At 63.5% G+C, this 20,990-nt stretch carries 19 protein-coding genes; 10 read left to right on the top strand and 9 right to left on the bottom strand.

What is annotated here, in order from left to right:
* From C7440_RS13370 to C7440_RS13350, 5 genes are read right to left on the bottom strand one after another with little or no spacing between them, the layout of a single operon-like run.
* Positions 1–948 (bottom strand): lysylphosphatidylglycerol synthase domain-containing protein, encoded by a 948-nt coding sequence (locus C7440_RS13370; protein WP_017523503.1) that lies wholly within the window; start codon positions 946–948, stop codon positions 1–3.
* Entirely contained in the window at positions 945–2,153 is a 1,209-nt protein-coding gene (clsB, locus tag C7440_RS13365; RefSeq protein ID WP_017523504.1) for a cardiolipin synthase ClsB, read from the bottom strand. The genes C7440_RS13370 and clsB overlap by 4 nt, the downstream gene beginning before the upstream one ends.
* Positions 2,150–2,914: an endonuclease/exonuclease/phosphatase family protein gene (locus C7440_RS13360; RefSeq protein WP_116518911.1), complete on the bottom strand. Its 765-nt coding sequence runs from the start codon at positions 2,912–2,914 to the stop codon at positions 2,150–2,152. The genes clsB and C7440_RS13360 overlap by 4 nt, the downstream gene beginning before the upstream one ends.
* 43 nt (positions 2,915–2,957) lie before the next feature.
* A complete protein-coding gene (locus C7440_RS13355) occupies positions 2,958–3,710 on the bottom strand; it encodes an alpha/beta hydrolase family protein (RefSeq protein WP_017523506.1) in 753 nt (250 codons plus the stop codon).
* On the bottom strand, positions 3,694–4,848 hold the full coding sequence (locus C7440_RS13350; protein WP_116518910.1) for a DUF3182 family protein: 1,155 nt from the start codon (positions 4,846–4,848) through the stop codon (positions 3,694–3,696). The genes C7440_RS13355 and C7440_RS13350 overlap by 17 nt, the downstream gene beginning before the upstream one ends.
* A 216-nt stretch (positions 4,849–5,064) precedes the next feature.
* Between C7440_RS13350 and C7440_RS13345 the strand changes: the two genes are divergently transcribed.
* From C7440_RS13345 to C7440_RS13330, 4 genes are all read left to right on the top strand, one after another.
* On the top strand, positions 5,065–6,483 hold the full coding sequence (locus tag C7440_RS13345) for a cytochrome ubiquinol oxidase subunit I (protein ID WP_116518909.1): 1,419 nt from the start codon (positions 5,065–5,067) through the stop codon (positions 6,481–6,483).
* A 2-nt stretch (positions 6,484–6,485) separates the two neighbouring features.
* Entirely contained in the window at positions 6,486–7,493 is a 1,008-nt protein-coding gene (cydB, locus tag C7440_RS13340; RefSeq protein ID WP_017523509.1) for a cytochrome d ubiquinol oxidase subunit II, read from the top strand.
* Positions 7,493–7,636, top strand: coding sequence for a DUF2474 family protein (locus tag C7440_RS13335; RefSeq protein WP_017523510.1), 144 nt, complete (start codon positions 7,493–7,495; stop codon positions 7,634–7,636). Before cydB ends, C7440_RS13335 begins: the two co-directional genes overlap by 1 nt.
* 219 nt (positions 7,637–7,855) lie before the next feature.
* Positions 7,856–8,818, top strand: coding sequence for a sigma-54 interaction domain-containing protein (locus C7440_RS13330; RefSeq protein WP_040548493.1), 963 nt, complete (start codon positions 7,856–7,858; stop codon positions 8,816–8,818).
* Between the two features lie 66 nt (positions 8,819–8,884).
* Here C7440_RS13330 and C7440_RS13325 read toward each other — a convergent pair whose 3' ends face one another.
* Positions 8,885–9,928 (bottom strand): YeiH family protein, encoded by a 1,044-nt coding sequence (locus C7440_RS13325; protein ID WP_116518908.1) that lies wholly within the window; start codon positions 9,926–9,928, stop codon positions 8,885–8,887.
* 115 nt (positions 9,929–10,043) lie between these two features.
* Here C7440_RS13325 and C7440_RS13320 point away from each other — a divergent pair, with 115 nt between their 5' ends.
* Together C7440_RS13320 and C7440_RS13315 are read left to right on the top strand one after the other, a co-directional pair.
* Positions 10,044–10,973, top strand: coding sequence for a LysR family transcriptional regulator (locus C7440_RS13320; protein ID WP_116518907.1), 930 nt, complete (start codon positions 10,044–10,046; stop codon positions 10,971–10,973).
* A gap of 50 nt (positions 10,974–11,023) precedes the next feature.
* Positions 11,024–11,908 (top strand): ZIP family metal transporter, encoded by an 885-nt coding sequence (locus C7440_RS13315; RefSeq protein ID WP_371743498.1) that lies wholly within the window; start codon positions 11,024–11,026, stop codon positions 11,906–11,908.
* A gap of 27 nt (positions 11,909–11,935) precedes the next feature.
* On the opposite strand, the gene C7440_RS13310 is transcribed toward C7440_RS13315, so the two are convergent.
* Together C7440_RS13310 and C7440_RS13305 are read right to left on the bottom strand one after the other, a co-directional pair.
* Positions 11,936–12,253, bottom strand: coding sequence for a chaperone modulator CbpM (locus C7440_RS13310; protein WP_116518905.1), 318 nt, complete (start codon positions 12,251–12,253; stop codon positions 11,936–11,938).
* Positions 12,250–13,191, bottom strand: a complete 942-nt coding sequence (locus tag C7440_RS13305) for a DnaJ C-terminal domain-containing protein (protein ID WP_116518904.1) — start codon at positions 13,189–13,191, stop codon at positions 12,250–12,252. Before C7440_RS13305 ends, C7440_RS13310 begins: the two co-directional genes overlap by 4 nt.
* Positions 13,192–13,473: 282 nt before the next feature.
* Here C7440_RS13305 and C7440_RS13300 point away from each other — a divergent pair, with 282 nt between their 5' ends.
* Positions 13,474–13,674 carry a CsbD family protein gene (locus C7440_RS13300; RefSeq protein ID WP_017523517.1) on the top strand — a complete coding sequence of 67 codons (201 nt, stop codon included), beginning with the start codon at positions 13,474–13,476 and terminating at the stop codon, positions 13,672–13,674.
* A gap of 162 nt (positions 13,675–13,836) precedes the next feature.
* Positions 13,837–16,221 (top strand): catalase, encoded by a 2,385-nt coding sequence (locus tag C7440_RS13295; protein ID WP_116518903.1) that lies wholly within the window; start codon positions 13,837–13,839, stop codon positions 16,219–16,221.
* 88 nt (positions 16,222–16,309) lie between these two features.
* Here C7440_RS13295 and C7440_RS13290 read toward each other — a convergent pair whose 3' ends face one another.
* The gene (locus C7440_RS13290; protein WP_279305866.1) at positions 16,310–17,455 is read right to left on the bottom strand and encodes an alpha-hydroxy acid oxidase; all 1,146 of its coding nucleotides are present in this window, start codon (positions 17,453–17,455) and stop codon (positions 16,310–16,312) included.
* A 205-nt stretch (positions 17,456–17,660) separates the two neighbouring features.
* Between C7440_RS13290 and C7440_RS13285 the strand changes: the two genes are divergently transcribed.
* Together C7440_RS13285 and boxB are read left to right on the top strand one after the other, a co-directional pair.
* Complete coding sequence (locus C7440_RS13285) at positions 17,661–18,467, top strand: IclR family transcriptional regulator domain-containing protein (protein ID WP_116518901.1); 807 nt, start codon at positions 17,661–17,663, stop codon at positions 18,465–18,467.
* Positions 18,468–18,711: 244 nt separating this feature from the next.
* On the top strand, positions 18,712–20,205 hold the full coding sequence (gene boxB, locus C7440_RS13280; RefSeq protein ID WP_116518900.1) for a benzoyl-CoA 2,3-epoxidase subunit BoxB: 1,494 nt from the start codon (positions 18,712–18,714) through the stop codon (positions 20,203–20,205).
* Positions 20,206–20,990: the final 785 nt, after the last annotated feature.

Here is a 20,990-nt window from a genome sequence, read left to right as displayed (position 1 = left end):
TCATCGGCGCAGGCGCGCCTCGATCAGCAGGTAGGCGGGCACGGCAAGGGCCAGAGGCACCACACAGTACAGAATGCGATACATCAGCACGGCGGCCAGCACCTGGTGGGCGGGCAGGGTGCCTGAAAGGGCACCGACGAAAATCGCCTCGTTTACCCCGAGCCCGCCCGGAATATGGGCGATCAGGGCGGCGATGCTGCAAAAGAGAAGAATGCCCAGCACGGCGGCATAGGCGACCTCGCCTTTGAGCAGGACGTAGATGATGCTTCCCATCGCCATCCACGACACGGCGGCCAGGCCGCACTGGGCCAGCGCGAGGCGCAGGGGGGGCAGTTCAAGGCGGTGGCCGCGCAGCGTCCAGATCCTCCGGCGCGAGAAGGCGCAGCCGCCCAGGTATATGAGTACGCCCGCGACCATGGCCAGGCCGGTGAGCTGGATCACCGTGCTGCCCACGTCCCACGCGCCCGGCAGCGGCATGGCATCCGCCATGAAGACCACGCCGGCCAGCCAGCCGTAGCCTATCCAGTTGGTCAGGGTACTGAAGGCGACCACCCTGGCCGCGGTCGAGGCGCGCACACCCAGTCGGTGATAGAGCCGCAGGCGGATGGCCACGCCGCCGACCAATACGCCCAGGTTCAGGTTCATGGCATAGCTGAGAGCGGCAATGCCGGTCACCTTCCACATGGGCAGCGGTGTCCCCGCATAGCGTTTTGCAAGCAGGTCGAAGGTCGTGTAGACAAGGTGGCCCAACACTGCCAGGCCCATCGCCGCGGCGATGGTCGGCGTGCCGATCTCGCCGGCAGAGCGCAGCACCTGCATCCAGTCGAGCCGGCGGGCAAGATTGAACAGCAGGACCACCACGGCCGCGATCATCAGGCCGGTCACGATGCGCGTGATCCACGTCCAGGGCAGTGCGCTCATGCGAGCCGGCAGGAAGCGGCTGCTCATGCGGATTCCCCGCCGGTTTCGGCAATGGCGTCGGCGCCCAGCGACTCCAGGCGCGGCTTGTGCGCCGGCAGGCTGCCCGCCCAGGCCGGAAAGCGGCGCAGAAAATGAAACACCAGCACACTGGTCCACGGGCGCCGGCCCAGCCAGCCCCTGCGCGTGGTGGGCCGGGCGATGCGGCGGCAGTGCTGGTCTATCAGCCCTTCGAGATTGTCGCGTAGGGCCTGGTTGAACTCTCTGTCGTGGATCACCACGTTGGCCTCCAGGTTCAGCGCGAGGCTGAACGGGTCGAGATTGCTGGATCCCACCGTGGCCCAGCGCTGGTCGATGCAGGCGACCTTGCCGTGCAGCGGCCGGTCGCAGTATTCGTAGATGACGATGCCGGCCGATTCCAGGTAGTCGTACAGCATCTCCGCCGCCTTCTGGGCCACCTTCATGTCGGGCTCGCCCTGCAGGATGAGGCGCACCCGCACGCCGCGCCGGGCCGCATCGACAAGATCGCGCAGAAGCCGATAGCCGGGAAAGAAATAGGCGTTGGCGATCAATATGTCTTCGTGTGCGCCGCGGATCGCCACGCGGTAGGCGCTTTCTATGGAGGTGGGATTGGCGTCGTTGTCGCGCACGATCAGGCGGCCGCTGGCGTCGCCTTTGGGCGGAGCCAACTTGGGCACACGTCGCCAGCGCCGCCGGCTCACCCGCGCCGCCTTCAATACGTCGCGCACATAGTTGGCCATGTCCGAGGCGAGGGGGCCGCGCACCTGCACTGCATAATCCTGCTTGGCCATGGGGCCGAAATCGGGCAGGTGGTCGGCCGAGAAATTGATGCCGCCGATGAATGCCAGGCGCCCGTCCACGGCCACGATCTTGCGGTGCATGCGGCGAAACAGATTGGTGCGCACCCCCATCAGGCGCGGGCGGGGGTCGAACACGTGCAGCCTGACGCCTGCGCCGGTAAGTCCCTGGATGAATTCGTCCGACAGCGTGTCGGAACCGTATCCATCCACGGTGATGTCCACCTGCACGCCGCGCCGGGCGGCGTCGATCAGCACCTGCCGCAGGGCGCGTCCCACCTTGTCGTCGAACAGGATGAAGGTTTCGATCAGCACCTCGGTGCGCGCCTGGCTGATGGCCTCGTTGACGCGCGGATAGTAGGCCTCGCCGTTCTCCAGCAACACGAACTCGTTGCCTTCTCGCCACGGACTGCTCATACGTCTATCTCCGCAACCAGCGGCAGGTGGTCCGACAGGCCGTTCCAGGGCCGCCGCGCCATGGGCACCGGCCGATGCCGCGCCACATTGCGCACATAGATGCGGTCGAGCTGCAGCAGGGGGCATTGGGCGGGAAAGGTGCGCACGGGGCGCCCGTGGGCCGCCGCGAAGACGTCGATCAGGCCGCAGTCGTCGAGGTGGCGGCCGGCCTTCAGGCGCCAGTCATTGAAGTCACCCGCCACGACGGCGGGTTCGCCGTCGGGCACGGCGGTATGGACCAGTTCGCAAAGCCGCCTGAGCTGCTGCCGGCGGTGCGACTCGCGCAGGCCCAGGTGGACGCACACCGCATGCAGCCGCATGCCGCCGCCCGGCGTTTCGATAATGCAGTGCAGCATGCCGCGCGCCTCGTGGCGGTTGACGCTGACGTCGTGGTTCTCGTAGGTGGAGATCGGATACTTGGAGAGCACCGCATTGCCGTGGTGCCCCGCCGGATAGACGGCATTGCGTCCGTAGGCGAAGTCGGACCAGATGGTGTCGGCCAGGAATTCGTAGTGCGAGGTGGTGGGCCAGCCATGCAGCCTGGCGGCATGGCGATGGTGCTCTCCCAGTACTTCCTGAAGGAAGATGACGTCGGGCGCCGTGCTGCGGATCGCCTCGCGCAGTTCATGCAAAATGAAGCGCCTGTTGAATATCGTAAAGCCTTTATGTACGTTCACGGTCAGCACCTTGACCGTGCGCGGAATCCCGGACTGTTCGCGCATGCATTGCTCCATTCAGCCTGTATGCGGCCGGATGATGCAAGTTTCATACCCGGCTGCGCGACATGCGCGCGCCCACCACCATTTCGGTGGCCCAGTTGAGCAAGATGGAGGTATACGAACGCTGGGCTTCCTTGCGCGTCAGGCCGTGGTCAGCCTCGTCCACGATGCGGTGGGTCAGCGAGTGGGCCTCCTGGAAGGCGGCGCGGTAGTTCATGATGGTGGAGTGGGGCACGAAGTCGTCGTGCTCGGCCTCCACGATCAGCACGTCGCCCCTGAAACGGCGGCAGGCCGCCAGGGCCCGGTTGTCGTTCGGGGTTACCGTGCTCAGGCGGTAGGCCGTGAGGCTTTCGCGGTTCAGCTGGCGCTTGGGCAGCATCCATTCGTCGTCCCGATACAGGGCGGGCACATGCAGGGCCAGCCATTTCACCGAGCGCAGACTGGTCAGTATGGCGGCCAGATAGCCTCCGTAGCTGCTGCCCACCACCGCAATCGCCGAGGCGTCGATCGCCGGATGGGCGGCCAGCGAGTCGTAGGCCGCCATCACGTCGCGCAGATTGTCCTCGCGTGAAACCTTCATTTGCTGCTCGAGCGTGGCGGCATGGCCGCGCAGGTCGAAGGTAAGGCAGACACAGCCCAGGCCCGCCAGGCCGCGCGCCCGCAGCAGGTCGAAGTCCTGGCTGCCGCCCCAGCCGTGTATGAAGAGCACGCCTGGCACCTTGTTGGACGGTTCCAGGAAAGTGCCCGCGATGTGCTGGCCCTCGACGGGGATGAGTATGTTTTCACTCAGGGTTGCCATGGGGTTCGACTGCGCCGTATTTGGTGATGAAGCCGGTTTCGGGGTCGTCGCCGCGATAGATGAGCTGGGCCTCGCGCGGGGTGTTGTGCTCGTTTCCGTAGCGTTCGCACGTGTAGGCGCGCACGACACTTCGCTCGGGGACGTTCTGGAACGCTTCGAGCGCGCACGCCTCGGCAAAGCTTGCGCCGCCGGCGCGCCAGCTCTGTTCCAGCACCCCGGTTTTTATGCGCCCGCGCGCGTCCCTGCCGCGGGCCACGTCATAGTTGCGGCGCGAGGCGAACAGGCCCGGATAGCAGCGCTGGGCGGCCACATCGTACATGCGGGCCAGGCGCACGGCTTCCCGCCAGTTCGCGTCCATGGGCAGGGCCAGCAGCTCTTCATAGCCGCCACGTACGCACAGCAGGCTGGAACCGCCATAGACCTGCAGACCGCTATTGTCGGGCGTCAGGGATTGTGTGCCCGCGTACGACATCGTCATGCCGCCGACGCGTGCCTGGCCGACGCTGTACGTTTCCACCTGTTGCAGATGTTCTTCCAGCACCAAGCCGTATTGGGCGATTTCACCCTCGTCCTGGCGGTCCAGCGCCTCGTCGAGCTGGCGGCGGTCGGCGGCCAGTATCTGGCCGCGGCCTCCGCTGGCTCGCACCGGCTTGATGCGCACCGGGCCCAGGGCCAGAAGCCTCAGGCCTGCCAGCCTGGCGTCGCCGATGCTGAAGGCCGTGATGCCCAGCAACACGGCCGGCCCGGAGTCATGGGCGAAGGCGTGGCTCCAGCCCTCCGGCGCGGCGGCATCGGGGTGGAGCAGGGCATGGGTGATGGCCTTGGTGGCAACGAAAGCATGCGGCACGATGCCGCCGAACAGGTCTTCGTCGCCGCGGATGCCCTGGATGAACTGTTCGGCGGGCTGGAGCGAGACGGGGCGAACCAGGGTGCGCGAAGGCACGTAGTAGACGCCGCCCGGAGGATATTCGCCGGGCCGGTAGTCTTCGATGAAATCCAGTTCCAGCACGCCGGCAAGCTTGCGGGCAAGGGCCTCTTGCGAGGCGGATTCATGCGGCGGCGCGTCGTGTCGGCGCGGGAAGGCAACCGCGATGCGAGAGCCGCTCTTTGCGTCGGCAAGGCGTAAGGTGGCGGCCATGCAGAGCTCCTGCAGTATGTAGAGGCCCGACAAGCGCAAATGGCGTGCCCGTCCCGCGAAAGGATCGGTTTTGTCCCCGCGATTTACTTCCCTATAGCCCCGGACACCCTACGGGGCTATAGTGTCGGGAGTGTACTCACCGCCGGCTACCGGCTGTGCGCGACGTTTTGGCCCGGGCAGGGCTTTCTCGCTATACAGGAATACAGGAGCGCAGGAATGGATCTCGATGCCTTGATGTTGTCCCGCATTCAGTTCGGCTTCACGATTTCCTTCCACATCATCTTTCCCGCCATCACCATCGGCCTGGCCAGCTATCTGGCCGTGCTCGAAGCCTGTTGGCTGCGCACCTCCAACACGGTGTATCGCGATCTGTACCACTTCTGGGTCAAGGTGTTCGCCGTCAATTTCGGCATGGGGGTGGTGTCGGGCGTGGTCATGGCCTATCAGTTCGGCACCAACTGGAGCCACTTCTCCGATTTCGCCGGCAGCATCACCGGGCCCTTGCTGGCCTATGAAGTGCTTACCGCCTTTTTCCTCGAGGCGGGCTTTCTGGGCGTAATGCTGTTCGGCTGGAAGCGCGTCGGCCCCGGCCTGCATTTTTTCTCCACGGTGATGGTGGCGCTGGGCACGCTCATTTCCGCCACCTGGATCCTGGCCTCGAACAGCTGGATGCACACGCCGCAGGGCTACGAAATCATCAACAACCAGGTCGTGCCGGTCGACTGGCTTGCCGTCATCTTCAACCCGTCTTTTCCCTACCGCCTTGTGCACATGACCCTGGCCGCCTATCTGGCCACGGCCCTGATGGTGGCGGCATCGGCCGGATGGCATTTATTGCGCGGCAACGACAATCCCGCGGTACGCAAGATGCTTTCCATGGCCATGTGGATGCTGCTGCTGGTGGCGCCGCTGCAGGCGGTGGTGGGCGATTTCCACGGGCTGAACACGCTCAAGCACCAGCCGGCCAAGATCTCCGCCATAGAAGGGCACTGGGAAAACAAGCCGGGCGAGGCCGTGCCCCTTACCCTGATAGGCTGGCCCGACATGGAACAAGAGCGCACGCGCTTCGCGGTCGATATTCCGCATCTGGGCAGCCTCATACTGACGCACAGCTGGAACGGGCAATTTCAGGGCCTTAAAGAGTTCGCGCCCGAAGACCGGCCCAATTCCACGGTGGTGTTCTGGACTTTCCGCATCATGGTGGGCCTGGGCCTGCTGATGATCACACTGGGGCTATGGGGCGCCTGGGCGCGATGGCGCGGCGTCTTGTACCGGCAAAGGGGCCTGCATCGCTTCGCGCTGGCCATGGGTGCTTCGGGGCTGGTGGCTCTGCTGGCGGGCTGGTATACCACCGAAATCGGGCGCCAGCCATGGATCATCCACGGGCTGATGCGTACCGCCGATGCCGTCACGCCGCATAGCGCGGCCGAGGTCGGCCTGGCGCTGGTCTTGTTCATCGTCGTGTATTTCATTCTGTTCGGCGCAGGCATTGTGTATATCCTCAGGCTGATACGCACCGGGCCTCAAAGCCATGAGCCGCAAGAAGGCGGCCCCGGAGAGCCCCGCACGCCGGCCCGGCCGATCTCGGCCGCCGACGAGCACAAGGGCCCGTCCAACGACACTGCAAGGGGTTAGCAATGGGAATCGATCTGGCGCTGCTGTGGGCGGTCATCATTCTTTTCGGCATCCTGATGTATGTGATCATGGACGGCTTCGACCTGGGCATAGGCATATTGTTTCCCTTCATGCCCGACGCCGGCGACCGCGACGTCATGATGAACACCGTCGCGCCCGTGTGGGACGGAAACGAGACCTGGCTGGTGCTGGGCGGGGCGGGGCTGCTGGCGGCCTTTCCGCTGGCCTATGCGGTGATCCTGCATGCCTTCATGCTGCCCCTCATCTTCATGCTGTTGGGCCTGATCTTCCGCGGGGTCGCCTTCGAGTTCCGCTTCAAGGCCGAGCCTCACAAGCGCCATTGGTGGGACAAGGCCTTCATCTTCGGCTCGTTCTGCGCCACCTTCTTCCAGGGCGTCGTGCTGGGCGCCTATATGGACGGCCTGACGGTGGTCGACCGCAGCTATGTAGGCGGCGTGCTCGATTGGATAACGCCGTTCTCCATCTTTACCGGCCTGGGCCTGCTCGTGGCCTATGCGCTGCTGGGTTGCACCTGGCTCATCTTCAAGACCGAAGGCCTGCTTTACGACCGCATGCGTTCCCTGGCGCGCCCGCTTACCCTGGTGCTGCTGGCCATCATCGTGGTCATCAGCATCTGGACGCCGCTGGCCCACCAGGCCATCGCCGACCGCTGGTTCAGCTTTCCCAACCTGATCTGGTTTGCGCCTGTGCCGGTGCTGGTGGCCCTGGCGGCATACTATTTGCTGCGCTTCCTCGAGCAAAAGCCGCATGCCGGTCCCTTCTTGTTGACCCTGGTGCTTATCTTCCTGGGGTATAGCGGCTTGGGCATCAGCATCTGGCCCAACATCATCCCGCCCGACATTTCCATCTGGGAAGCGTCGGGTCCGCCGCAAAGCCAGGGGTTTGCCTTGGTCGGAGCCTTGCTGATCGTGCCGTTCATACTCATGTACACGGCATGGTCTTATTACGTGTTCCGCGGCAAGGTGCGCCATGGCGAGGGCTACCACTGATGTCCCGGCCACCCGCCGGCCGGCGGCCCTGGCTGACCCGCATCGGATGGCTGCTGCTGTTCTGGGCGGGCGGCGTTGCGGCGCTGGCCCTCGTGGCGTGGTTGCTGAGGCTCTTCATGAACTGGGCCGGGTTCAGTTCATGAGCGCTGAAGGGCGCATTCACTTTTGTTCTTGAAACCGCTCTTGTTCTTATTTTGTTACGTTTGGAGTAATAACACCAATGTCCTTGCGTTCACTGAAGCTATAAGCTTGAAGGTTAAGGAAGTTGAAGGCGGGTATTCAAGCTTACGGTCCGTGCTGGCTCCAGGCACACTCAAACGCCGGTGTTTCCCGGCCCAGTATTGATTCAAACCAGGTTCAACATGATTAAAACCTCTCGATTCCTTGGGCATTCGCCGGCTGCCTTTCGACTCGCGCGCTCCATCGTCAAGGCGGCCCCAACCGGGGCGAGCGTACTGATCATCGGCGAAAGCGGCACCGGCAAAGAGGTTGTGGCACGTGCCATCCACGGGCGCAGTTCCCGTCGTAACCAGCCCTTTGTGGCCGTCAATTGCGGGGCGATCAGCCCCTCGTTGGCCGAAAGCGAGCTTTTCGGGCACGAAAAGGGCAGTTTCACCGGCGCCGTCAGCAGTACCGAGGGCTGTTTCGGCCGGGCCCACACGGGCACGCTGTTTCTGGATGAAATCACCGAGATGCCCCTGTCGATGCAGGTGCAACTGCTGCGCGTGCTCGAGAACGGCACTTATCACCGCGTGGGCGGCTCTGAGCAAAAAAAGGTCAATGTGCGCATAATCGCGGCCACCAACCGAGACCCCAAGATGGCCGTGCAGGCCCATACGTTCAGGTCCGATCTTCTGTACCGCCTGGCCGTGTTTCCCATACGTGTGCCTTCGTTGCGCGAACGAAAAAGCGATATTCCCTACCTGGCCCAGCGTTTTCTAAACGAGCTCAACGACCAAGAGGGCACCAGCAAGGTCTTTGCGCCCGATGCCCTGTACCAGCTTGAAAGCTACCACTGGCCCGGCAATGTGCGCGAACTTAAAAACACCGTGATGCGCGCCTTCATCCTGGCAGATGGGCAGGTAGAGGTTCCGCCCCTGAATGCCGAGGCACAGCCCAGAAGGCTCGAGGTCAAGCATGGCCTGCTGAAGATTTCGGTGGGCACGCCGCTTAATTCGGCGCAAAGGGCCGTGATCATGGCCACGCTCGAATACTATGGCGGCGACAAACGCCGCACCGCCATGGCGCTGGGCATCAGCCCCAAAACCCTGTACAACCGGCTGGAAGAGTTTCGCAAGCAAGGCTATGCGCTTCAGGGCGTCTGACGCCCGCGCCTAGCGAATCGGCCGGCGGGTGCCTGGCACTCGCCCGCGCATGGCCCTTTATTGAGCTTAGCCCAGTAATGCGGTCACGGCCAGGTTGATGCCGTAGCCGCCCACCAGCAAGAACGCAAACAGCATCGCTGCCAGCAGCATCGGACGAAGCCCGGCCTGGCGCAGGCTGCTGGCGCGGGTGCGCAGGCCCAGGGCCGCCATGGCCATGGCCAGCAGCGCGGCGTCCAGCTGCAAGATCGCATGCACTACTGCCTGAGGCAGCCATTGCAGCGAATTGATGCCGGCCGCCACGATGAACAGCACGGCGAACCAGGGGATGACGATGCGGCGGGCCGCGGCGCCTTCGCCGCGTGACAGGGCGCCCGACAGCAGCACCAGGAAGGGTGCCAGCATCATGACGCGCATCATCTTCTCGATGACGGCCGTAGAGGCCGTGGCATCGCTTACAGCGGCACCTGCCGCGACGACCTGGGCCACCTCGTGGATGGTGGACCCGAGATAGACGCCGAAGGCCTGTTCGGACATGCCAAGATGCGGATAGATCAGCGGATACAGGAACATGGCCAGCGTGCCGAACACCACTACGGTGGCGACGGCCACCGTGACCTTGTGCGCCTGGCCCTTGACCACGGGTTCGGCCGCCATGACAGCGGCTGCGCCGCAAATGGCGCTGCCGGCGCCGATGAGCATGGCGGTTTGCTTGTCGAGGCGCAGCAGGCGGGTGCCTATCTGCACCGCCAGCACGAAGGTACAGGCCACTACCAGGGCTGCGATAAGCACCCCCGCCCAGCCGATGTGGGCGATGTCCTGGAAGGTGATGCGAAAGCCGAACAATATGATGCCGGCGCGCAACAGTATGTTCTTGGAAAAATCGACGCCGGCGCCCGTGCGCGGGGCGATGGCGGGAAAGAAGGTGTTTCCGGCCACCATGCCCAGCACGATGGCAAGGGTAAGGGGGCTAAGGCCGGCCTGCTGCAGCCACGGCGTTTGGGCCAGAAGCGTGCTGGCGGCCGCCAGTGCGGCCGTGAGGGCCAGGCCGGGAAGCAGCCCGGGCTGCCAGAGAAAGGCAAAACGTGAGGGGGAAAGCGTGGCGGTCTGCATGTGCAATTGCCTGAATAGAGGTCCAACAGAAACAGGCTTAAGCTTATAGTTTGCAGTAATATGAGTCCAATACCCATTTCTCCCAAAAGCATGAATTAAACTCATAGCTACCCCCATGCGCCTCAACCTGCACCTAACACGCATTTTTTTCACGGTCGCCACCCGTGGCAGTTTCTCGCGGGGGGCCGAACTGCTGCACATCAGCCAGTCAGCCGCTTCCAAGGCCGTGCGCGAGCTCGAAGAACAGCTGGGGCTGGCGCTGGTCGAGCGCGGTGGGCCGCGGGGCAAGGGCGGACGAGGCCTGCGGCTGACCGAAGCCGGCCGCGCGCTATACGAGCATGCGCGCGGCATCTTCGCCCTGGAGCGGGCCGCGCTGGACGACCTGGGGGCCCGAACGGGCTTGCAGAAGGGCACGCTGGTGGTTGGGGCCAGCACTACGGTGGCGGGCTATTGGCTGCCGGCCTATCTGGCCCTGTTTGCACAGCAGTATCCCGAAGTCGAGCTGCGCGTCGTGGTGGGCAACACGGCCACCATCAGCCATGGCTTGCTGGACTGCATTGTCGACGTGGCGGTGGTTGAAGGAGGGGTGAACGATCCGGGCATCAGTTCCCTGCGCTGGCGGGAAGAAAGCCTGCTGCTGGTCGCGCCGCCCGGCTCCGAGCTGGCGGGCAGCGGCGAAGTCGATGCGCGCAGCCTCAGCCGCGCGCGCTGGCTGGTGCGCGAATCGGGTTCCGGCACCCGCGAAGTGGCCGAGCGCCTCATGCGTGACGAAGGCGTGCAACTGGGCGACACGATCGAGATGGGCAGCAACGAAGGCATCGCCCGCGCGGTGGCCCAGGGCCTTGGCGTTGCCATGCTGCCCCAGGTGGTGGTTCAGGACTTGCTGGCCTTGGGGCGGCTGGCTACCATGAACACCAGGCGGGCCGAACGCTATCGGCGTCCGCTTTTCTTGTTGAAACGGGCGCAACGGCCCCTGTCTCCCGCAGCGCATGCGTTTTCAGCCATGCTGCAAGAGTGCGAGCCGCCATTGCATCCGCAGCCCTAGAGCACAAGGCATATATGAACAAACCTGCATCGTCGTCCATGGACCGCAATATGTCGCCCAATCCATTGCCGGCCATGCCGGGGCCGCGTTGGCTGTGGGGCTTGGCGGCGCTGCTGCTGGGCGCGCTGTGCATCTACGTCTACCAGGCTATTGCAGCCGGCGACCAGGCGATGAAAGGGGCCTTGCTGGGCGGCATGGCGGCGGCGGGCGCCACGGCGCTGGGCACGGTGCCCTTGCTTCTGTCGCGCAGCTATTCGCAGCGCTTCATTGACACGATGATGGGATTCGGCGCCGGGGTCATGCTGGCGGCCAGCGCGTTTTCGCTTATTTTGCCGGCGCTGAATGCAGCCGGAGATCAAGGTTCCGGCGCCTGGGGAGCAAGCGGGCTGGTGGGGCTGGGCATACTGCTTGGGGCGGGGGCCCTGTTCTTTATCGATCGGCTCACGCCCCACGAGCATTTCGTCAAGGGCGTCGAAGGGTCGCGCTCGCGGGCGATGCGGCGCGCCTGGCTGTTCGTGCTGGCCATCATGCTGCACAATTTTCCCGAAGGGCTGGCGATAGGGGTGGCCTTTGCCGGAACCGACAGCATCGGCGCGCAATCGCTCGCGGCGGGCATTTCGATCCAGGACCTTCCCGAAGGCATGGTGGTGGCGCTGGCGCTGCACTCGGCCGGATACAGCCGCAAGCTTTCGGCCGGCATTGCGATTCTTTCCGGACTGATCGAGCCGCTGGCGGCGGTGCTGGGGGTGATGGTGCTGGGCCTTTCCGCGGCCTTGCTGCCCTGGGGACTGGCCGCGGCGGCGGGCGCGATGCTGTTCGTGATCAGCCACGAGATCATCCCCGAATCGCATCGCCAGGGGCATGAATCGTGGGCGACGGGCGGGCTGCTTATCGGCTTTGTGCTGATGATGGTACTGGATACCGCGCTGAGCTAAGGCCTTTTGGTTTTGACGGGAAACAGGCTAGCGGCCCAGCCTGGCGCGCAGGCGGGCGATTTCGCTTTCAAGGTCGTCGACCCGCCGAAGCAGGTTCAGCGCCACGGCCAGGCCGCGGGTGTCGAGCTCGAAGTCGTCGCGCAGGCGGCGGGCCTTGCGCGCGACGACGATGCACTGGGTATGAAAAAAATAATTGCCCGGATCGTCGTTCGAAGGCTCGATGACGCCGGTTTCCACCAGCTCGCGCAGTTCTTGGGGGCTCAGGCCCGAAACCTCGACCACATGCTCGAACGAGCAGATGTCCGAGGCGTTGAGCCAGACGCTTTCGGTAATGTGGGTTTTCATGTGCTTGCTCCGGGATAGGAACGTGGATTGAAGGCTGACTCGGCGGCCAGCTGCTGCATGAGTTCGCGCTCACGGGCCGACAGTTTTGCGGGCACGTCGATCTGCACGATGGCGTAGAGGTCGCCGTGCTTGCCGGATGAATCGGGCATGCCGCGGCCGGAAAGGCGCAACTTGCGGCCGGCCACGGTGCCTTCGGGTATTTTCATTTCGACCGCACCGTCCAGGGTGGGAATCTCGACCGCCGCGCCCAGGGCGGCTTCCCAGGGCGCCAGGGACAGGTCGATGTACAGGTCGCGGCCGCTGACGCGATACAGGCGATGAGGCTGGAACTGCATGGTTACATAGAGATCGCCCGCGCGTCCGCCGTTCAGGCCGGGTCCGCCCTTTTGGGGCAGGCGCAGGCGCTGGCCGTCGGAAGCCCCCTTGGGTATGCGTATGCGATAGGTCTTGGGGCTGCGGCGCGGCATGCCTTGTTCGTCGTAGTCGGGCAGCGAGAGGCTCAGGTCGGCCTCGGCGCCGGCGTAGACCTGCTCGAGGGTGACCGGCATGTTCACTTCGAAATCCTGGCCATTGAGGGGACGGCGCGCGCGTTGTTGATGCTCGGCGCGCTGCGCAGCCGCGAAAGCGGCCAAGAGGTCGGCGAGGTCGACGTCCGAGAAATCGGCCGATTCTTCATGGTAGTGCTGCTGCCACTGGTGGGGCGGGACAAAGTCTTCGCCCTGTGGATGGCGGCCCAGGGCGTCGTAGGCGGCTCTTTTCTCAGGGTCTTTGAGGGTGCCGTAGGCTTCGGCCACTTCCTTGAATTTTTGTTCGGCACCCGCCTCTTTGGACACGTCGGGGTGATACTGGTGGGCCAGCTTGCGATAGGCCTTTTTTATTTCGTCTTGGGTGGCGTCGCGGGCCACACCAAGGACTTCGTAGTAATCGATGTATTTCATGCCGACTCCCGAAGGGTTTGCCGCCAGATTACCAACAACAAGAAGCATTGCAAAGCATATGCTCGATCTGGGCCGGCTTTTGTGCTGCCGTGATCGCCGCTCGGCCATTGCGGCGCGGCCGCGCGGGTACGGGGCTTGCTATGAGGCGCAGGCGAACGCCTGGATCGCGGGCCAGGTGAGAGCCCGGACCACCTGACCGAAAGGCGGCCCCGGCGTTCGCTCTTCGCGGGAACAGAGCAGCCTGGTTCTGGTCCGCCCATTATTCTTACAAGGAGTTCGATCATGAACAAAGACACGATAGAAGGCCAGTGGAAGCAGTTGTCGGGAAAGGCCAAGGCTGCCTGGGGAGACCTGACGGATGACGAGCTCACCCGCACCAAGGGCGACGCCCAGCAACTTGCCGGCCTGATCCAGGAACGCTACGGCAGGACGCGTGAAGAGGCCGAGCGTGAAGTAAGGGATTTCTTCGACAACAATCGCTGAAGCGGAAGTAGCCATCGGCCCACCCAGGCGCTGCGAACTAGCGCCTGGGTGGGCCGCATTGCGTCCGTGTCTTGCCGCCGCCACAGCAACGGGCATGGCGCATGCCTCCCGACACGACGCACGGTCGCTCGCACCGTCGCACTAATTTCAGGAGACGCACAGATGGCTAAATCGACACCGCCTGGACAAGCTGCGCAGGCCGCGGCGACAGGCTTCAATTCAACCGACAGCGGGCCCGCCAACGACCCCGCGGGTGGAAAAAAAGAAGGCGAGGGCGTGGCGAAGGCCGCCGCCGTCGGAAAGATGGCAGCCGCCATGCCCCACAACCCCAACAAGCAGGCCGAGCACGGGCGCGACAAAGCCCTGACGCCGCCGGAGGGCGCAAGCGTGCAGCCGCCGTCGCGCGATGCGACAGGCAGCACCTTGGCGGAAAAGAACCATACCGAGAAATATGGCAAGCCCGCGGCGCCAGGCGTCAATGCGGCCGGGGGTTCGCTCGAGCGGGTGCGGGCCGACCCGGAAGGCCAGCCTTTGACGACCAACCAGGGCGTGCGGGTTTCGGACAACCAGAACTCACTCAAGGCGGGCCTGCGCGGCGCGGCCTTGTTGAAAGATTTCGTCCTGCGCGAAAAAATTACGCACTTCGACCACGAGCGCATTCCCGAGCGGGTGGTGCATGCGCGCGGCTCGGGCGCCCACGGCTACTTCGAGTGCTACGAGCCCCTGAGCTCGCTGACCCAGGCATCGCTGTTTGCCGAGGCGGGCAAGATCACCCCAGTGTTCGTGCGCTTTTCGACGGTGGCAGGGGAGCGGGGCTCGAAGGACACGGCGCGCGACGTGCGGGGTTTTGCCGTGAAGTTCTATACCGATGAAGGCAATTGGGATCTGGTGGGCAACAACATGCCGGTGTTCTTCATCCAGGACGCCATGAAGTTCCCCGACCTGGTGCACGCGGTCAAGCCCGAACCGCATCACGCCATGCCCCAGGCGGCTTCCGCCCACGACACCTACTGGGATTTCGTCTCGCTGATGCCCGAATCCACCCACATGCTGATGTGGCAGATGTCGGACAGGGCCATACCGCGCAGCTTTCGCATGATGCAGGGCTTCGGGGTGCATACCTTCCGCTTCGTCAACGCGCAGGGCGAATCCACCTTCGTGAAATTCCACTGGAATCCCAAGCTGGGCACGCATTCCCTGGTGTGGGATGAGGCGGTCAAGATATCGGGCGCCGACCCGGACTACAATCGCCGGGACCTATGGGAAGCGATCGAGTCGGGCGCCTATCCCGAATGGGAGCTGTGCGTGCAGGCCTTTACCGAAGAGCAGGCCGAAGCCTTCAGCTTCGACGTGCTGGACGCGACCAAGATCGTGCCCGAAGAGCTTGTGCCGCTGCAGCCTGTGGGAAGAATGGTGCTCAACCGCAATCCCGACAACTTCTTCGCCGAGACAGAGCAAGTGGCCTTCTGTGCGGCCCACGTCGTGCCGGGCATCGATTTCACGAACGATCCTTTGCTGGCCGGGCGCATCCATTCTTATGTAGATACTCAGATCACCCGTTTGGGCGGCCCCAACTTTCATGAACTGCCCATCAATGCGCCCCTGGCGCCGGTGCAGAACAACCAGCGCGACGGCATGCACAGGCAGGCCATCCATCGCGGCCGCTCTTCGTATGAACCCAATTCGCTGGGCGGAGGCTGTCCGCACCAGGCGGGCACGCAGGGCTTCGTGTCCTTTCCCGAACCGATCCATGCGGACGAGGTGCGCGGCAAGCCCGAGAAGTTCGCCGAGCATTACAACCAGGCGGCTTTGTTCTACAACAGCCAGACCGAGGCCGAACAGCGCCATATCGCCGCGGCTTTCCGCTTCGAGCTCAGCAAGGTGACCGTGCCGGCGGTGCGCCGGCGCGTGGTCTCCATGCTACGCAACGCCTCTGAAGAGCTGGCGGCCGAGGTTGCACAGGGACTGGGCATGGAGTTGCCCGAAGCCATGCCCCGCGCGCTGGCCAAAACACCGAAGCCCGAAGTGGAGGTGTCTCCGGCCCTGTCGCTGACGGCGCGCCAGGGCGACGCCGGCATACAAAGCCGGCAGGTGGCTGTGCTGGTGGCGGACGGCGTGGACGGCGCCGCCGTGTGGGATGCCACGCATGCGCTGCAGGAACAGGGCGCTGTGGTGCGCCTGGTGGGTCCCCACATCGGCGCGGTGACGCCCCGCGAGGGCCCCGCCATCGATGCCGACGCCTCGCTCGAAAACCACCCCGGCGTGCTGTTCGACGGCGTCATCGTGCCCGGCGGGCCCGACGCGGCAAAGCGCCTGGCGGCCGACCCCAAGGCGCGCGAATTCCTGACCGACCAGTTCCTGCACAGCAAGACGATCTGGGCTTCGCGCGATGCCGAAGCCCTGCTGCGCCAGGCGGGCATCACTGCGCAGGATGAGGAACTGCCAGGCATATTCGTGACGGCCAAGGGAGGCTCCAAGGCCTTGCAGAACTTTGTTTCCGCCCTAGGGCATCATCGGCATTTCGAGCGGGAGCGTCCTGCAGCCTGATTCATGTGGACTGCGCTGTTCCGCCCGCCCTCGACCGGGGCGGGCGGCAATCAGGCGTCACGGTCTTTCGGCGCGCGCGTTGTTTGCTTCACGCATACTTGCTGCGGGCCGGTGTCGGGGAGTAAAGGACATGCGGGCCGATCTCGGATACTTTTCTGACGCCGCAAAAGGCCATGGTGCTTCGCATTTCCTCCCTCAGGATCTGCAGCACGCGGTACACGCCATCTTCTCCGCCTGCGGCCACCCCATAGAGCCATGCACGGCCGGCCAGCACGCCGCTTGCGCCAAGCGCGCAGGCGCGAACGATGTCTTGCCCGCTTCGCACACCGCCGTCAAGCAGAAGTTCCGCCTTGCCGCCTGCGACATCGGCAATGGAGGGCAGCACCTGCACTGCGGCGGGCGCGCCATCGAGTTGGCGTCCTCCCTGATTGCTGATGCTTAGCGCATCGGCGCCGGCGTCGATGGCAAGCAGTGCATCCTCGGCATCGAGCACGCCTTTGACGATTAGGCATCCGCCCCATGCCTCCTTGAGCCGCTTCACCTGATCCCAATCGATGTCGAGTACGAACTGGTCCGCATGCCATTTGGCAAAAGAGGCCAGATCGGTGACACCCTTGGCATGTCCGATGACGTTGCCAAAGCCGCGGTTGGAAGTGCGCAGCATCGCGAGACACCAACCGGGCGACGACAGCAGATCCAGCATCTGCCTGGGCGAGCGGCGCGGCGGCAGCGCCAGGCCGTTGCGAGCGTCGCAATGGCGGCGCCCAGCTACATGATAGTCCATGGTCAGTATGAGCGCCTCGCAGCAGGCGTCCTTGGCTCGCCGCAACAGATTTTGCAAAAAATCGGTATCTTTCAGCAGCGAGACCTGCATCCACAGCGGGCCATCCGTATGTTTGCGCACCTCTTCCAGCGAACATACGCTGCCGATCGACAGGCTATAGGGCACACCGAAACGATGCGCCGCCCGCGCGCCGAGGATCTCGGCATCGGGCCAGACGAAACCGGCCAGTCCGGTAGGCGCCACCGCCAGCGGCAGCGCGGCCTCGTCGCCCAGGATCGTGGTTGCCGACGTCACCCGATCGACGTTCTTGCCTATGCGCTGGCGGAACTTCAAGGCGGCGAACGCGGCCTCGTTGTCCGCGTAGGTCGAACCTGTCCATGAACCTGAATCAACGAAATCATAGAACATCTTCGGAACCCGGCGCCGCGCCTGACGGCGGGCGTCTTCCACGCATTGCAAGGCCTGCATTCTGTTCTCCTGAACCTGGGGTTTCTTCTACGGTGGCATTGCGACGGGGCTCGAGAGCGAGTACAACGGCGTCCCGCCGAAAACGACTCTTCAGGCTCCAGTCTTGAGAGAATTTTAGGAATTTGTCTCCTGCAGAGTTATTATCTAGTTCACCTGGTGAACATTTTTTCTCAAGACTGCGAGTGCTGTGAGTGCAATCAACACAAAAGTGAAAACCATAGATTCGCTTGCTCGCGGGCTTATCGTGCTGCGCTGGCTCCAGCACGAAAAGAATATGAGCCTGCCTGACTTGATGGCGAGCACGGGGTTGCCGCGGGCTACGCTGCTGCGCATTCTAAAAACGCTGGGGGAAGCCGGTCATGTGGATCGCAATCCTATGAACGGCCGTTACTTCTCGGTGCCGGATGCTTCGGCGGTGCCCTCGTCGTCGCTGGCACGTCAGCTGCTGTCGGAGATTACGGCGCCGGTACGCCGAACGCTGGAACGCAAAGTTCCCTGGCCCACCAACTTGGCCGTCCTGGATCGTTTTGAAATGGTTGTCTTGGACACCAATACCCGTTGCAGCCTGACACCGAACTACCATGCACTCGGGCTCCGGCCCCCTTTGCTGTTTACTGCCGTCGGCAAAGCTTTTCTGGCCTGGAACAAGCCCACCGACAGGCAAGTTTGGATCGACGCCGCGCTGCGCCATCGCCGGGTCGGTGGTGATTTCGACTTGGCTTTCCTTGACAAGGAGTTGGGCCAGATCCGGCAACAGGGGTATGCCGTTTATGATTCCACGCGCGCGGCGCCGAACACGCCCGCCCGATATGGCGCCTTGGCCGTGCCCGTTTTTTCAAGTAGGCGCTGCGTGGCAAGCCTGGCCCTGATCTGGATTCCCGAAGTGATGGTGCTGGAACAGATTCTTTCTTCGTATCTGACGCCCATGCAAAAGGCTTCGGAAGCCATGTCTCAATTACTCACGGCGCGCGGGTTCGAATCAAGCGCGCTGTAGGTATTTGAAGGACGTGCCGTGTTCAGCCCCTTCTTGTTCCAGTAGAGGGAAGGCTTTGCATATATTGAGCCGATGCGTTTTCACTTCAAAGCTTGATTTTTGTCAAAAAACCGCTTTTCTAAAGCACTATGATGCCTATTAACGATTAAATGTGCATAAAAATGCATTTTTAGTCGGAGCCGGGAGCATTCCCGTCGAATCAGCCAGCTAGTGTCGGGCCTAGGCGCCCGCCGGGGAGAACATCATGAGCGCAAGCGAAGCCATCCGCAGTAAGAACTACGTCGAAGTCAACTACGACGACAAAATTCCCAACAACGTCGACCTCGGCAGCGACCGACAGCTGCAGCGCGCGCTGGAGTCCTGGCGGCCCGATTACCTGGAGTGGTGGAAAGAGGCCGGGCCCGACGGCTTCCAGGACGCCGACGTCTACCTGCGCACCGCCGTGGGTGTCGACCCCAGCGGCTGGGCAGTGTTCGACCACGTGAAAATGCCCGAGTACCGCTGGGGCATCTTGCTGGCTCCCCAGGAAGAAGGCCGCCGCATCCCGTTCGGACGCCACAAGGGCGAACCCGCCTGGCAGGAAGTGCCGGGCGAGTACCGTTCGGTGCTGCGCCGCCTGATCGTGGTGCAGGGCGACACAGAACCCGCCTCGGTCGAGCAGCAGCGCTACCTGGGCCAGACGGCGCCCTCGCTGTACGACATGCGCAATCTTTTCCAGGTGAATGTGGAAGAGGGCAGGCACTTGTGGGCCATGGTGTACCTGCTGGTGAAATACTTTGGCCGCGACGGCCGCGAAGAGGCCAAGGGCCTGCTCGAGCGCCGCTCGGCCGACAAGAACAACCCGCGCATCCTGGGTGCTTTCAACGAGCGTACGCCCGACTGGCTGTCGTTCTTCATGTTCACCTACTTTACCGACCGCGACGGCAAGATGCAGCTAGCGGCCCTGGCGCAATCGGGCTTTGATCCGCTGTCGCGCAGCTGCCGCTTCATGCTGACCGAAGAAGCGCACCACTTGTTCGTGGGCGAAACCGGGGTGGGCCGCACCATCGAGGCCACGGTGAAGGCCATGAACGCGGCCGGCATCACGGACCCCTACGATGCTGAGGCGATCCGGGCGCTGGGCGTCATCGACCTGCCGACCTTGCAGCGCAAGGCCAACTTCCACATGTCGGTAACGCGCGACTTGTTCGGTTCAGAAGTTTCAAGCAACGGGGCAGAACTGTACAGTTCGGGCCTGAAGGGGCGCTACGAGGAGACGCGCATCGACGACGATCACGTACTGGCCGACGCGACTTATCCGGTAATGACGGTACGCGACGGAGAAATCGTGACCGACGAGCTGCCCGCGCTCAGCGCCATCAACAGCCGCCTGCTGGACGATTACATCAAGGATTGCCAGGGCGGCATCGATCGCTGGAACAAGGTGGTCGCGAATGCGGGGATCGATTTCCGCTTTGTCCAGCCGCACAAGGGCTTCAATCGCAAGATCGGAGAATTCGCGGGGCACAGCATTACGCCGGAAGGAGACCTGATCTCGGCGGAAGAATTCGAGGCGCGCAGGGATGAGTGGCTGTGCAACGAGGCGGATCACGAGTTCATCAATTCCTTGATGAAGCCGTGTTATGAGCCGGGCAAATACGCCAGCTGGATCGCGCCTCCGCGTGCGGGCATCAACAGCAAGCCGGGCGATTTCGAGTATGTGAAGATCTACGATAACGATGCGGCTGCGGGAGAGTGATTGAAGGCGGCGGAGCTTTCGTGGCTCCGTCGTCACATCCGCCCTTGTTTATTGCCTCATGCCTGGGTGGGTGAGGTTTTTCCGTAGAACGTTGGGCTGTTTCCGAGAGTGCTGGTTCTAAAACCAGCTCTGCGCTTGGGTGCAAGGATGTTGGTTTCTAAATCCGTTCCTGCGCTGCGGGGTGTGTCTGTTCCGGACGGAGGCAGTCGTCCCTTCGGGCCCGCCTGTCCGCTTCCTCCGGGCCTTCGCCCTCCGTTCAGCGGCGCCTGGCTCGACAGCCAACGCCCGGCCCAGACACACCCCGCATCACAGGAACTGCATCGGAGTGAATAGCCCCTCCTCTTGCGAGGCACGGGGGGGAACCCATGGCCTGCTCGCGAGGCGTACTTTGAGTCTTGTCTCGTATGTAAGTGTGGTTGATGATTGAAGCGCTACACGCTGTCCGAAGAGCCGCTTCAGAAAAAACTGAACCCTTCAATCCAAGAAGCCTGAATGCCGCAAATTGAGACACCCAGAGGCGTGATGCGGGGTAAGTATTTGGGGCGACGTTGAGCGAGCCGAGCACCCTGTCGTTTTTGGGGAGGCAAGCCCGCAACTGTTCGAGCAACAAGGGTGGCGGGTCACTGGCCCGCCGTTGCGAGGTGTGCCCAGCATGGGCCTACTCTAGTGGGTGCAAGTCCCACCACAAGTTGATCACTGCAAGTGAAGTGAAGCGCAACTGCATGAGGGCGACCGAGTGTGGGGAGGAAGCGTCTAGCGAATCTGCGAGCCGATGAATAAAAACC

It is taken from the genome of Pusillimonas noertemannii, assembly GCF_003096595.1.
GTDB lineage: Bacteria > Pseudomonadota > Gammaproteobacteria > Burkholderiales > Burkholderiaceae_B > Pusillimonas > Pusillimonas noertemannii.
Note: the sequence above shows the minus strand (reverse complement) of the source record. Positions and strands in the feature narration are given on the sequence as shown.